Here is a 13,220-nt window from a genome sequence, read left to right as displayed (position 1 = left end):
AGAGGATTAATGTTTGATCAATTTTTTAGTTATAAAACTTCCATTTTCAAATTTGATTTTTGCAATGTATAAACCTTTCGATAAATCAGTGATGCTTTGGTTATTTTCTTTAATAGTTTTAATGAACCTGCCTTCTGCCGAATAAAGTTCTATAAGAGAAATCTTTTCTTTTGATTTATATACTAAATTTGACTTCAACGGGTTTTCAAACCAAATTGCCTCCTTAGAATCTACTTCTGAAGTTGCAAGAGTCTGCGTAACGACAAATTTACCTACATAGATATTATTGCTGTTTCCGCTAATTTCTCCCGCAATGATGAAAGAAGCAGGTGATAGTATATTGAAACTCTCGGCCCATTCTGATGAGGCATTTGTATTGTAAATATAAATACCATCGTTATCAAATGAATTGTCTAAAGTTCCATTAGAATGTAACCTTCCCAATAAAAGATTGGCTGTTCCACCCTGCAGACTTGCGCCACTGAAATAGATCTGACCTGAAAGTGTTTCCAGTCCGGAAATGGTGGCATTGGCCAAAACAAAGCTCCCGTTATTGGCAAAACCTGTTACCGGAAAACCATTTGAAGAATATTTTTTAACTGTTACCGTAAAATCATTTTCATTCGATAAGGCATAAATGATATTTTGGGTATCATCTGTTGAAATATAATCGTAAGCCGCTTCAACTTCATTCAAAGAGCCAAAAGAACTTACAACCATACTGCCGTTTGTGCCAAATGCCGTATCCAAACTGCCATCTGTATTCACAAGCGTTATTGATGTAGCTAGAGATTGATAATTAGTTGATTTAACGATTAGTTTTCCATTTGGCCCGGAATAAATTCCATTTGATTTTGTAAGCCCGGAAATTGTTGATGAAGAGATAACCAGACCTGAGCTGATATCAATTTTATCCAAAATCACTTGTGAAGATACATTTTTAACAGCATACAAATAATTCCCAATCAGTATATTTTTAACCTGGTATGATGTGGAAGCTAAAGTTACCATACCATTGGTCCCGAATGAATTGTCAACACTACCGTCGTTATTGAGTTTAATGAATGTTCCTTGTTCCGGGTAAAAAATCAGTATTTTATTTCCATTCAAAAATAAATTTGCCGAATAAGCATTGGGATTCTGATAAGACGTAAAATATCCCGAGTTTGCAAATGTTGTATCAGGAATTCCATTGGCATTCAATCTTGCAATAAAAACCTCCTCGTTATTAGCACCGTTGATTCGCATTCCTGTAACAAGAATCTTTCCATCACTCTGGACAATAGAATTTACAACAGAATTACCGTTGGTCTGATGACTTAAAACGGAAATACCGTTTGTTCCGAATGTATTGTCAGTGGCAACAGTTTGTGCATGGAGAAAAAAGGCTGTGACACAGCCCAAAGTTGTCATAATTTTTTTCATCGTGTGTGTTTTTTAATTTTTATGGCATCAATTGTACATGAAGCATAAAAACAATTCATTAATTTGCAAAATAAGTAAATTAATGAATATTCCACAAACTTATGGAGATCATTTCAACATTTTCGCATGCAAAAAGGGAATTCACTTTTTTTATTAAAACCAATCTTTCCTGGTCTGTTTCGGGATAAATGTCCATGCTAAAATCCGGCTGATCTTCTGACCCTGAGCCATATCGATGGTTTTAAATTCTTCAACCCTGAGGTTTTTCAAAAGCGTAGTAAGCTGATGTAAATTGTCTTTTTTGGAAACCAGGCTTGTAAACCACAAAACCTGCGACGAGAACCGGACACTTTCATTGATCATCTTTTTGATAAAAGCCATCTCGCCACCTTCGCACCACAATTCCGACTGTTGCCCGCTAAAATTAAGATTCGGCTTTTGTATTTTTGACTTTCTAAGATTGTTGGATTTTCTGCGGTTTCCTAATAACGCCGCTTCCTCAGAATCATGAAAAGGAGGATTACACATAGAAAATGTAAAACGATCTCCGGCCTCAATGATATTTTTAAAGATATGATTGTGATCAGGCTGCTGTTTTAACTGAATAACCGGCAATACATCCGGATTGTCAACTAAAATACGCTGTGCATTCTCCAAAGAAGCCTTACTGATATCTGTTCCCAGCATTTTCCATCCATAAGACCTGTGAGCCAGTAAAGGATAAACAAGGTTCGCCCCTGTCCCAATATCCAGACCAGATATGGAAGTTCCTGTAGGAATTTCAGACCGCTGCTCAGCTAATAAATCAGCAATATAATGGATGTAATCAGCCCGTCCGGGAATGGGAGGACATAGGTTGGTCTCCGGAATATCCCAGTTTTTGACATTGTAAAAATGTAACAGTAATGCCTGATTAAGAAGTTTAACCGCTTTAGGAAGGCTGAAATTGATTGTAGCCGTTTGATAAGCATTCACAAAAACATAATGTTTCAGTTCTGGCACACAAGAAATAAGCTGATCAAAATCATAGGGATTACGATGCAGATTTCTTGTGTGCAGACTGGATTTTTCGGCAGGCATAATTTATTTTTTCTGACTCAGAATATATTCTACCATTTTTTTGGCATCTTCTTTAGACACCTGTGGATGGGCAGCCATCGGAACACCTCCCCAAACTCCGCTTCCGCCTTCTATAATCTTCGAGGCCAGCATTTCAATATCTTTATCAGAATATTTTTCTGCAATCTCTTTGTAAGAAGGTCCTATCATTCTCTCATTCACGGCATGGCATCCTGAACAGTCTAATGTTTCAATGATCTGGTCACCTGAAAGATTAGCTTTTGCCGGCTCCGAAACAGCGGATGTTCCGGAAGGCATACCTGGTACCTCCGTATTTTCTTTTTTAGAACAGGAAAGGATCAGAAATCCCACAGCTCCTGCCAAAAGGAATTTTTTCATTATTTTTTTGCTGCAGTAGAATCTGTTTTAGCTGCTTCAGGAGTAGCTGGCGCAGGCGTTGTTGCAGCAGCCGGAGCAGCTTTCTTAGCTGTAGAATCTACTACTGCTGGAGCTTCAGGTTCTTCAAGCATGGTGTTGCTGTCCTGTAATGTATGATCAGGTTTCTTGGAACAGTTTACTACGAATAAACTTCCGATGAATGCAATTGCTAATACTTTTCTCATTATTTTTTCTATAAAATTTAGACAAAAATATAAAAAATAAGCTTCTAAACTCATGATTTATCTCCACATTGCTTACATTTTTCCATAAAATTAATGTTTAGATAATGATTATATGCGTCAATAATTTTAAATTTAAGCTATGATTTTCATCTCCAAAATTCTGTTTTTCACCAGCCATCACGGTTTTTATACTGTGATCATACTTCTGGTGTTCTTTGTGCTGCTTTCCTACATGACCAGAAAGGCATGGTTCCTTGCTCCTATCATTCCTCTGGCTATTCTGAACGGTATTGCCGGACAGTATCTGAATGCCTGGTTTTTAAACCAATACGGTGTAGAAAGTACAGCCGTCATCACCTCTGATGTAGAAACCAATTCTACACTGAATGATATGTATATTCATGATTATGAAGCTATTGTCAAAAAGCAGGACGGGAAATATGTGTCAACTTATTTTTCAACAACAAGTGCTACCATTTATCCTATTGAAAATGCCATCAGGATTCCGAGGATGGAGCAGCATTTTCCGGTAAAATATATTCCGGGATATGAGAAAAACATCGTGATCCTGTATTATCAGTCCAAAGAAGGAAACGCTTTGCTGAAATATGAAAAAATGGCTCCGGTGAACTCTGCCAGAATCAAATATGAAGCGGACAGAACCAATAAGGAATTCATTGAAGAATATATTTCAGCTCTGGAAGACTATGTAAAATACTATGAAAGTGAAGAATACAAAATAAAAATTGAAGAATTAAAAAAGGAGCTGAAGCAGCTTAAATAGAAGATTTCAATATTAAGTTTTTTTAATTCTGCCGTTTTTTTGTTTTTATATTAAAAAAATTTCTACATTTGTCCCATGTTTAATATGAGCAACAATATTTGGTGGTGGCTTTCAAACTCTTCGTCGGGTCTGGAGGTATTGTCATGTTGCTAATGGTATAGCAGAATAATTAAGATACAATATATAGGCTTTGACGGATTCCGTTGAAGCTTTTTTTATTTAATCAAAACAGAAATACAAGTCAGATGACCACTCAAAAAATAAAAATAAAAACCGGTTCCAGAAAAACGCTGGGAGATCTTTATACTCCCATGAATATCTATCTTCAGATCAGAGACAGATTCCGGGATACCATCCTTCTGGAAAGTTCGGATTCCAAGAATATTGACAATAACTTTTCGTTTATTGCTGTGAATGCCGTTGCAGGAATTGAAGTTAAAAACCTGAACGAGTTTGAAATCAAGCTTCCCGGTTCAGATCCTGTAAAGCAGCTGATAGGCGAACGTAAAATTACTGATATTTTTGATGAATTTCAAAGTATCTTCGATTGTGAAACTACGCATGATCCCATTGAACAGACAGCCCAGAGCCTTTTCGGATACACCAGTTTTGAAGCTGTACAGTTTTTCGAAAACATCAGCCTGAAGCCACAGAGCCCGGAAGTAGAAATCCCGATTCTCCGTTACAGATTATACCAGTACGTCATTGCCATCAATCATTACAATGATGAAATGCATATTATTGAAAATCAAATTCCAGGTTTAAAATCCGAGATTTATTTGCTGGAAAGCCTGATCAGAAATCAGAATATTCCGGTCTACCCTTTCGAAAAAACCGCCAGCGAAACTTCTAATCTTACGGATGAAGAATATATTGAACTGGTAAAAACGGCACAAAAACACTGCATGAGAGGCGATGTTTTTCAACTGGTTCTGAGCAGAAGATTTGAACAGAAATTCAAAGGGGATGAATTCAATGTCTACCGTGCCCTTAGAAACATCAATCCTTCTCCCTATCTTTTCTTTTTTGATTATGGAAACTACAAATTATTCGGATCAAGCCCTGAAAGCCAGCTAATCATTAAAGACAATAAAGCCATCATCCACCCTATTGCCGGAACTTTCAAAAGAACCGGACATCTGGAAACCGACCTGGCGTCGATTGAGGCTTTAAAAAATGACCCGAAAGAAAATGCGGAGCACACCATGTTGGTAGACCTGGCAAGAAACGATCTTGGTAAACTTGGCAAAAATGTAACCGTTACCAAACTTAAGGAGATTCAGCTCTTTTCCCACGTTATCCATATGGTAAGCGAAGTTACTGCTGATCTTCCCGAAAATCTCAATCCTATGGATATGGTTTCCGCAACCTTTCCGCAGGGAACTTTAAGCGGGGCACCAAAACATAAAGCCCTTCAGCTGATTGATCAGTATGAAAAAGATTCCCGCGGCTATTACGGCGGATGCATCGGTATGATCGGGTTAAACGGAACCTGCAACCAGGCGATTATGATCCGTACTTTTTTAAGCAGAAACAATACCCTTTATTATCAGGCCGGAGCAGGGCTGGTCGCAAAATCCGTCCCTGAAAATGAGCTGCAGGAAGTGAACAATAAATTAAACGCCTTGAAAAAAGCAGTCGATAAAGCAGGTAAATTAGTAATGAATTAAAGGTCATCCAATAACCGGCAACTACCCATCATCAAACAGTAAAAAAACAAAAAATGAATAATAATATAAACCAACCTGCGGTCAATACTCCATTTAAAGTTCTGGTTTTTGATAACTACGACAGCTTTACGTACAACCTTGTCCAGATCATTGAAAGAATTCTGGATCAGAAAGTGGATGTCATAAGAAATGATCAGATCACTTTGGAAGAAATCGGGAAATATGACAAAATTATCCTTTCTCCCGGTCCGGGAATTCCGGAAGAAGCAGGAATCTTACTGGAACTGATCAGGGAATACGCTCCCAGTAAAAGTATTCTGGGCGTATGTCTTGGCCAACAGGCTATTGCAGAAGCTTTTGGAGGCAACCTGATCAATCTTTCAGAAATTTTTCATGGCGTGGCCACTTCTGCTGAATTTGTTAAAGAAAACACGAAAATTTTCAAAAACCTGGTTTCAGGAATGGAAGTGGGAAGATACCACAGCTGGGCAGTCAATCCGGAAGGTTTCCCGGAAGAGCTGGAAATCACAGCGGTAGATAAGGACGGAATGATTATGGCCCTGCAGCACAAAACTTATGATGTGCACGGGGTGCAGTTTCATCCCGAAAGCATCTTAACTCCTGATGGAGAAGTCATTATCAGAAATTTTTTATTGAACTGAGATGACCAAGGAAGAGTTTGAGCAGTTTCTTGCCAAAAAAGAAATGCATGCACAAAACAACAGAACCCAAAGTTCTGACGAGGAAGTTCTCCGGATCTATGCCTACATTTTGGAGCATGAGAACTGGGACAGCGATTGGTGGAGTGAATGTCATGGTACTGATGATGTGATAAGGCTCATTCAAAATTCCAGTGAGAATATTCTTGAAAAAATAAAAAAAGATATTCCCAACTGGAGTGGGTTTCAGATCGAATTATTTGCTTTGTCTTTAATTTCAAGCTTAGAACTTGATTATAAAGTGAATGAAAGGATTACACTGTACTTAGAATTATTTGATTTCCCAAAATATGACTGTGATCTCTATATAATCTTTGATCAGTTACACATTAATTTGAACCTTGCAGACAAAGAAGTTTTAGAAAGACTTGCAGAAAAACTTAATTTCAGTTCAGCTGAAGCTTTAATGCAATTTGTTTACACTTAGAATTATGAAAACAGCAGAAAGCGATTACGCAACAACCATAAAAACACCACAAATGAAAGAAATATTACAATACCTGTTCAATCATCACACCTTGTCCAAATCTGAGGCGAAGGCAACGATGATTGAAATTGCTCAGAATAAATTCAATACCGCAGAGGTTACCGCCTTCATCAGCGTATTTCTGATGCGGAATATTACCTTAAAAGAGCTCGAAGGTTTCAGGGAAGCTCTTTTGCAGATGGCCGTTTCCGTACATCTCGATACCGATGATACGATAGACATCGTAGGGACGGGAGGTGACGGTAAAAACACCATCAATATATCAACGCTGGCAAGCTTTGTTGTTGCCGGAACAGGACAGAAAGTTGCCAAGCACGGAAACTACGGGGCATCTGCCACCACAGGATCATCCAATGTAATGGAAGAGCTTGGCTATCAGTTCAAAAACAATTCCGACCAACTGAATCATGATCTTGAAAAAGCCAATATCTGTTTTCTTCATGCTCCGTATTTTCATCCCGCACTTCAGTCTGTCGGTGCTTTACGAAAAGCTTTGGGACTCAGAACATTCTTTAACCTTCTGGGCCCGTTGGTCAATCCCGCAAAGCCAAGATATTCGGTGATCGGAGTGTATAATCTTGAAATTGCAAGAATCTACCAATACCTTTTGCAGAAAGAAGATCGGGAGTTTGTCCTGCTACACGGTCTGGACGGCTATGATGAAATAAGCCTTACCCAGGACAGCAAGATCATTACGAAAAGCGGCGAGGAAATTTATTCTGCGCAGGATCTGGGATTTGATTCTGTAAGCCCGGAAAGCATCAGAGGCGGTGAAACACCTCAGGAATCGGCAAAGATCTTCAGGAATATTCTCGAAGGAAAAGGCTCGGTACAGCAAAATTCTGTGGTTCTTGCCAATGCATCAACGGCTCTTCTTCATACCCGGAAATTCGGATCCTATGAAGACTGTCTTGCACTGGCAAAAGAAAGCCTGGAAAGCGGAAAAGCATTAAAAAGTCTTGAATTATTGGTGAATGGTTAATTATTGATATCAATTAGCTGCTGATTACTGGTTATCAGTTGATACCGGAAATTTTAAATTCTAACTTCTAGTTTAAAAAAAATGACAATACTGGACAAAATTATTGAAAGAAAAAACGAAGAAATTGCAGTTTCAAAAGCTAAAATTTCAATGGATGATCTGAAGAATTCTGAATTTTTTGGAAGACCTGGTTTTTCCCTGAAAGAATCTGTTAAAAATAAAAGCGGAATTATTGCCGAATTTAAAAGAAAATCTCCGTCAAAGGGAATTATTAATGACCAGGTTCAGCCTTTAGAAGTGGTTTCCGCCTATGAGAATTTCGGGGCATCAGGAATTTCAATCCTGACTGACAAGGATTTTTTTGGAGGAAGTTTCGATGATATTTTAAACGTAAGAAACCATATCAATATTCCAATTCTCAGAAAAGATTTTATGGTGGATGAGTACCAGTTTTACGAAGCTAAAAGCATCGGTGCCGACGCTGTTTTACTAATCGCAGCCTGTCTTTCTCCGGATCAGGTTCAGGAATTTACAGAACTGGCGCACCAGCTGAATCTGGAGGTCCTGCTGGAAATTCACACACAAGAAGAGCTAAAGCATTTCAATTCTGCAATTGACCTTGTCGGCATTAACAACAGAAATTTGAAAGATTTTAAAGTTGACCTTCAACATTCAGTACAATTAAAAGATCAGCTTCCTAAAGATGTTTTATCCGTTGCGGAAAGCGGAATTTACCATCTGGAAGATTTCAGATATTTAAAAGAAAAAGGATTTGACGGTTTTCTGATGGGGGAATATTTTATGAAGAATGAGGATCCGGCAAAAAAATTCGCTGAATTTGTTTCCAGTGCAGGAATATAACAGTTTATCCATCTGACAATGAGTAAAGACCCGCAGCCAAAAATAAAAGTTTGTGGATTGACCCAATTCAATCAAATTCATGAATTAATTCCCCTGAAAACGGATTTTTTAGGGTTTATTTTCTATGAAAAATCACCAAGATATGTTTTGAACCATTTGAGTCCCGAAGATATCTCGAAGATCAGCCATCCCGGAAAAACAGGGGTTTTTGTGAATGAAAAAATTGATAGAATTACAGATATCGCAGAAAAAGCAGGATTGAATCTGATTCAGCTTCACGGTGATGAGAATCAAGATTTTATTATTGAATTAGGTCAAAAGCTACAGCCGGAAACCAAAATCATCAAGGTGATCAGGATTGGCAGCAATGATCAGGAAGCTCGAAAAAGAATAGAAAATACAATCGGTTCCCATCTTTCAGTTGTTAGTTATTTCCTTTTTGATACGGACGGGAAGGCATTTGGAGGAACGGGAAAACAATTTGACTGGACCGTATTGAATGAATTGGAGGTCCCGCTTCCCTATTTTCTGAGCGGCGGGATTTCAGAAGAAAATATTGAAGACATCGGCCTTCTGAGGCAAAAACCATTTGCGGTTGACATTAATTCAAAGTTTGAACTGGAACCGGGAATTAAAAACCTGGAAAAAATAAGAAAATTCATTTCTAAAACGTTCTGAAATAACGGCTAAAAAATACACAACAAGATGATGAACATCCATCTGCTAAAGAAAACATTTTATAAAACCTTATTTCCGCCAAAATTCGGGAATAAAAAAATCCAGTCTCTGTATAATTTTGTTTCCCAAAATGACAGCAGTACGGAATACTGGACCATTGACAAACAGTTACAGGAATTTATCGGCATCATCAAAAGCTTTGACAGTGATGATATCCAGTATTTCTTTGAAAGGATCGGTCTGTGGAACAGCTATTATCTGGTCATTATTTCAGATAAATTTTTGGACAGCCACGTCAAAGCTAATGTCAAATATGACCTCGGAAAGATTTATGCTAAGATTTTTTTGCTTTATGAAGATTCCGATCCTTATTTTTTGATTGACAACCTTGAAATTGCGGTCACCATGTATGAATCTAAAATAGATGCAGCGACATTAGTTGACATCATCAATAAAATTGAATTCATGCATCACAAAAAACTGATCACAAGACAGCAACGCAACCATAACATTCATTTTATCAACCTGTTAACCAATGAACTATCAAATTAAAAAAACAGGTGATCTTACAGATCATGAAACCCGACATATTTTAAACCTGTGGAAAATCCGGGAATGGAACGGGATGTCTCCTTCAGATTTCCGTACTTTCTTTAAAGATTCGGAATTTCATTTTCTATCAGGATCAGAAGGTGAAATACTGGCGGTTATCCGGCTTAATTTTGATTTTGTGCTGAAGGTTTCCGGAAAGCAGTATTCTTTTGCCGAAGCGGTTGGCCTGGTTTCCGCACACGAAAAAAAAGGATACGGATCGCAGCTGGTTAAGTCTTTTACAGAAAATGTCATTCATAGAAATCTTGAAACTATAGGATTCTGCTTTACGGATCTCCGCCCTTTTTACCATCGCTTTGATATTGAAATTCTGGAAGGTAAAGCCAAAGCCATTCTTGAAAATGATGAAACCGGATGGATCAGTTCTGAAGACGATGATATTTTAATTTTTAATACTTCCGGAGAAATCGTGGAGCTGCTCAGACAGCTTGGCCCGGGAAGAAATGCTTATTTAATGACTAAAGAATAATACAATGAATTATAAAAACCCTGATGAACACGGATATTATGGTGAATTCGGAGGCGCTTTCATCCCTGAAATGCTTTATCCGAATGTAGAGGAACTGCAGAAAAACTATCTTAAGATCATAGAATCTGAAGAGTTTCAGAATGAGTATCAGGACCTGCTGAAAAACTATGTGGGGCGTGCCACACCACTCTATTTCGCCGGGAATTTAAGTCGGAAATACAATACCCGGATCTACTTAAAAAGAGAAGACCTCAACCATACCGGAGCGCATAAGATCAACAATGCTTTGGGACAGGTTCTTTTGGCAAAACGTCTGGGAAAAACAAGAATTATTGCTGAAACCGGGGCCGGACAACACGGTGTAGCCACCGCTACGGCCTGCGCCTTACTGGGCCTGGAATGCATCGTTTATATGGGAGAAATCGACATACAGCGACAGGCTCCGAATGTGGCAAGAATGAAAATGCTGGGTGCGGAAGTTATTCCTGCCATTTCAGGTTCCAAAACGTTAAAAGATGCCGTGAATGAAGCCCTTAGAGACTGGATCAATAATCCTGTGACAACCCATTACGTGATCGGAAGCGTAGTCGGTCCACACCCTTTTCCTGATCTGGTCGCCAGGTTTCAAAGCGTTATCTCAAAAGAGATCAGGGAACAGCTGAAAGAAAAAACAGGAAGAGAAAACCCGGATTATGTAATCGCCTGTGTAGGCGGAGGAAGCAATGCGGCAGGAACTTTTTATCATTTCGTGGAAGAAAAAGAGGTGAAGATTATTGCTGCGGAAGCTGGCGGTCTTGGCGTTGATTCCGGTAAATCAGCAGCCACCACTTTCCTGGGAACCTTAGGTGTTCTTCACGGAAGCAAAAGCCTTGTGATGCAAACCGCTGACGGACAGGTTATTGAGCCTCATTCTATCTCCGCAGGACTTGACTATCCGGGAATCGGGCCGTTTCATGCCCATTTATTTAAGGAAAAACGGGCTGAATTTTTCAGCATCAATGATAAAGAAGCGTTACAGTCTGCTTTTGAGCTGACGAGACTGGAAGGAATCATTCCGGCCCTGGAAAGCGCTCATGCCCTGGCGGTTCTGGATAAAAAGAAATTCAATGAAGATGATATTGTTGTGATCTGCCTGAGCGGACGCGGGGATAAGGATATGGAAACATATCTGAAGAATCTGTAAAATGCCTGATGTAAAATGTACAATACATCTCTACGTCACTTTGTACATTATACTTTAACTTTTTACATTTATACTTTTTACATTTTACACTAGTACAACCAAAAATGAAAAAACTGAACATCTATTTCACAGCAGGGATTCCGCAGCTGGAAGATACCGCTGATATTATAAAACTGATCCAAAATTCCGGGGCCGATATGATGGAAATCGGGATGCCCTATTCTGATCCTGTGGCAGACGGCCCGGTGATCCAGCAAGCCCATGAGCTGGCTTTAAAGAACGGAATGACCATCGAAAAACTGTTTTCCCAGCTGAAAACGGTAAAGAATGACATTAAAATCCCAATGATCCTGATGGGATATATCAACCCTGTCCTGAGTTTCGGATTTGAAGAATTCTGTCGTGAATGTTCGGAAAGCGGAGTTTCGGGACTGATCATTCCTGACCTGCCTCCTATTGAGTTTGAAAACAATTATCAGCAGATTTTAAAAAAGTATCACCTTAATTTTACGTTTCTGGTTACTCCCGAAACTTCTGACGAAAGAATTCTGTATCTGGATTCTTTAAGTTCAGGATTCCTGTATGCGGTAAGTTCATCATCAACCACCGGAAATGACAATGCCGTTCTGAAAAATGAAAACTATCTGTCTAGACTCGCTTCTCTTACGATTAAGAACCCTGTAATGATCGGTTTCGGGATCAAAACAAAGGAAGATTTTGAGAATGTTACTGAAAATGCAGATGGAGGAATTATAGGAACCGCCTTTGTGCATACCCTGCTGAATCATAAAGACTGGAAAAATGCTGCGATAGATTTTATCCATGCTGTAAAAGCTTAAAATTCACTAAATTTGTATGTCAAAAATGGTATGAACTCGTGATTCCATATACCATTAAATAAAACAGACATCTGCATATGAATACAAATCAAAATAAATCGGTGGAATTTGAGGATCTGGGTATAAAAGAATATCAGCCTGCCTGGGACTATCAGGAGAGCCTGATGAAAAATATCATTGATACCAAAATTAAAAACCGTGATTTACCCGCAGAAGAGCACATGACCACTCCGAACCATCTTTTATTGGTGGAGCATCCTCATGTTTATACTTTGGGAAAAAGCGGTCATGAAGAAAATATGCTTGCCGGTATCGAAAAACTGAAAGAAATAGATGCCACTTTCGTAAAAGTGAACCGTGGCGGAGATATTACCTATCATGGTTTCGGGCAGATTGTGGGCTACCCTATTTTAGATCTCGAAAACTTCTTTACAGATATTCATTTATATATGAGAAACCTGGAAGAGGTGATCATCAGGGCGATTGGTGAATTCGGCATTAAAGGCGAACGCTCACCGGGAGAAACCGGAGTCTGGCTGGATGTAGGAAAACCTTATGCCAGAAAGATCTGCGCTATGGGGGTGAAAGCTTCACGATGGGTAACCCTTCATGGTTTTGCCCTGAATGTAAATACCGATATGCGTTATTTTGAATACATTATTCCATGCGGAATCAAAGACAAACAGGTAACTTCTGTAAAAAGAGAACTGGAAAGAGAACTGACCACCGAAGAAGTGGAAGACCTGAAAGCAAATATCAGAAAGCATTTTGCAGATGTTTTCGGAGCGGAACTTGTTTATAAATAACTATAAAAGTAAGAAAGTTTGAC

The 13,220-nt window shown here is 38.8% G+C and carries 16 protein-coding genes; 12 read left to right on the top strand and 4 right to left on the bottom strand.

The genetic code is table 11. The annotated features are described in order from the left end of the window. Positions 1 to 6: 6 nt before the first annotated feature. From IX38_RS14515 to IX38_RS14500, 4 genes are all read right to left on the bottom strand, one after another. On the bottom strand, positions 7 to 1,425 hold the full coding sequence (locus tag IX38_RS14515) for a T9SS type A sorting domain-containing protein (RefSeq protein ID WP_034706180.1): 1,419 nt from the start codon (positions 1,423 to 1,425) through the stop codon (positions 7 to 9). A gap of 153 nt (positions 1,426 to 1,578) precedes the next feature. Next, the gene (gene rlmF / locus IX38_RS14510) at positions 1,579 to 2,505 is read right to left on the bottom strand and encodes a 23S rRNA (adenine(1618)-N(6))-methyltransferase RlmF (RefSeq protein ID WP_034706178.1); all 927 of its coding nucleotides are present in this window, start codon (positions 2,503 to 2,505) and stop codon (positions 1,579 to 1,581) included. A 3-nt stretch (positions 2,506 to 2,508) separates the two neighbouring features. Continuing rightward, the gene (locus IX38_RS14505) at positions 2,509 to 2,883 is read right to left on the bottom strand and encodes a c-type cytochrome (RefSeq protein WP_034706176.1); all 375 of its coding nucleotides are present in this window, start codon (positions 2,881 to 2,883) and stop codon (positions 2,509 to 2,511) included. Further along, positions 2,883 to 3,107: a hypothetical protein gene (locus IX38_RS14500; protein WP_034706175.1), complete on the bottom strand. Its 225-nt coding sequence runs from the start codon at positions 3,105 to 3,107 to the stop codon at positions 2,883 to 2,885. Before IX38_RS14500 ends, IX38_RS14505 begins: the two co-directional genes overlap by 1 nt. 139 nt (positions 3,108 to 3,246) lie before the next feature. Between IX38_RS14500 and IX38_RS14495 the strand changes: the two genes are divergently transcribed. From IX38_RS14495 to lipB, 12 genes are all read left to right on the top strand, one after another. Then, positions 3,247 to 3,891 carry a hypothetical protein gene (locus IX38_RS14495; protein WP_034706174.1) on the top strand — a complete coding sequence of 215 codons (645 nt, stop codon included), beginning with the start codon at positions 3,247 to 3,249 and terminating at the stop codon, positions 3,889 to 3,891. A gap of 245 nt (positions 3,892 to 4,136) precedes the next feature. Beyond that, a complete protein-coding gene (locus tag IX38_RS14490) occupies positions 4,137 to 5,561 on the top strand; it encodes an anthranilate synthase component I family protein (RefSeq protein ID WP_034706173.1) in 1,425 nt (474 codons plus the stop codon). A gap of 53 nt (positions 5,562 to 5,614) precedes the next feature. After that, positions 5,615 to 6,223 carry an anthranilate synthase component II gene (locus tag IX38_RS14485; RefSeq protein WP_051884777.1) on the top strand — a complete coding sequence of 203 codons (609 nt, stop codon included), beginning with the start codon at positions 5,615 to 5,617 and terminating at the stop codon, positions 6,221 to 6,223. A 1-nt stretch (position 6,224) separates the two neighbouring features. Beyond that, entirely contained in the window at positions 6,225 to 6,707 is a 483-nt protein-coding gene (locus tag IX38_RS14480; RefSeq protein ID WP_034706172.1) for a hypothetical protein, read from the top strand. A 52-nt stretch (positions 6,708 to 6,759) separates the two neighbouring features. After that, the gene (gene trpD, locus IX38_RS14475) at positions 6,760 to 7,749 is read left to right on the top strand and encodes an anthranilate phosphoribosyltransferase (protein ID WP_034706473.1); all 990 of its coding nucleotides are present in this window, start codon (positions 6,760 to 6,762) and stop codon (positions 7,747 to 7,749) included. 81 nt (positions 7,750 to 7,830) lie between these two features. Continuing rightward, positions 7,831 to 8,610 (top strand): indole-3-glycerol phosphate synthase TrpC, encoded by a 780-nt coding sequence (gene trpC / locus IX38_RS14470; protein ID WP_034706171.1) that lies wholly within the window; start codon positions 7,831 to 7,833, stop codon positions 8,608 to 8,610. 18 nt (positions 8,611 to 8,628) lie between these two features. Beyond that, entirely contained in the window at positions 8,629 to 9,288 is a 660-nt protein-coding gene (locus IX38_RS14465; RefSeq protein WP_034706170.1) for a phosphoribosylanthranilate isomerase, read from the top strand. Positions 9,289 to 9,315: 27 nt separating this feature from the next. Continuing rightward, positions 9,316 to 9,840 (top strand): hypothetical protein, encoded by a 525-nt coding sequence (locus tag IX38_RS14460; protein WP_034706169.1) that lies wholly within the window; start codon positions 9,316 to 9,318, stop codon positions 9,838 to 9,840. Then, a complete protein-coding gene (locus IX38_RS14455) occupies positions 9,824 to 10,369 on the top strand; it encodes a GNAT family N-acetyltransferase (protein WP_034706168.1) in 546 nt (181 codons plus the stop codon). The genes IX38_RS14460 and IX38_RS14455 overlap by 17 nt, the downstream gene beginning before the upstream one ends. Before the next feature lie 4 nt (positions 10,370 to 10,373). Then, positions 10,374 to 11,552 carry a tryptophan synthase subunit beta gene (gene trpB, locus IX38_RS14450; RefSeq protein ID WP_034706166.1) on the top strand — a complete coding sequence of 393 codons (1,179 nt, stop codon included), beginning with the start codon at positions 10,374 to 10,376 and terminating at the stop codon, positions 11,550 to 11,552. 104 nt (positions 11,553 to 11,656) lie between these two features. Then, the gene (gene trpA, locus IX38_RS14445) at positions 11,657 to 12,391 is read left to right on the top strand and encodes a tryptophan synthase subunit alpha (protein ID WP_034706164.1); all 735 of its coding nucleotides are present in this window, start codon (positions 11,657 to 11,659) and stop codon (positions 12,389 to 12,391) included. Between the two features lie 77 nt (positions 12,392 to 12,468). Continuing rightward, complete coding sequence (gene lipB / locus IX38_RS14440; RefSeq protein ID WP_034706162.1) at positions 12,469 to 13,197, top strand: lipoyl(octanoyl) transferase LipB; 729 nt, start codon at positions 12,469 to 12,471, stop codon at positions 13,195 to 13,197. Positions 13,198 to 13,220: the final 23 nt, after the last annotated feature.

This window comes from Chryseobacterium luteum, from assembly GCF_000737785.1.
In the GTDB taxonomy this organism is placed as follows: Bacteria; Bacteroidota; Bacteroidia; order Flavobacteriales; family Weeksellaceae; genus Chryseobacterium; species Chryseobacterium luteum.
This window is presented reverse-complemented; position numbering and strand designations above follow the sequence as displayed.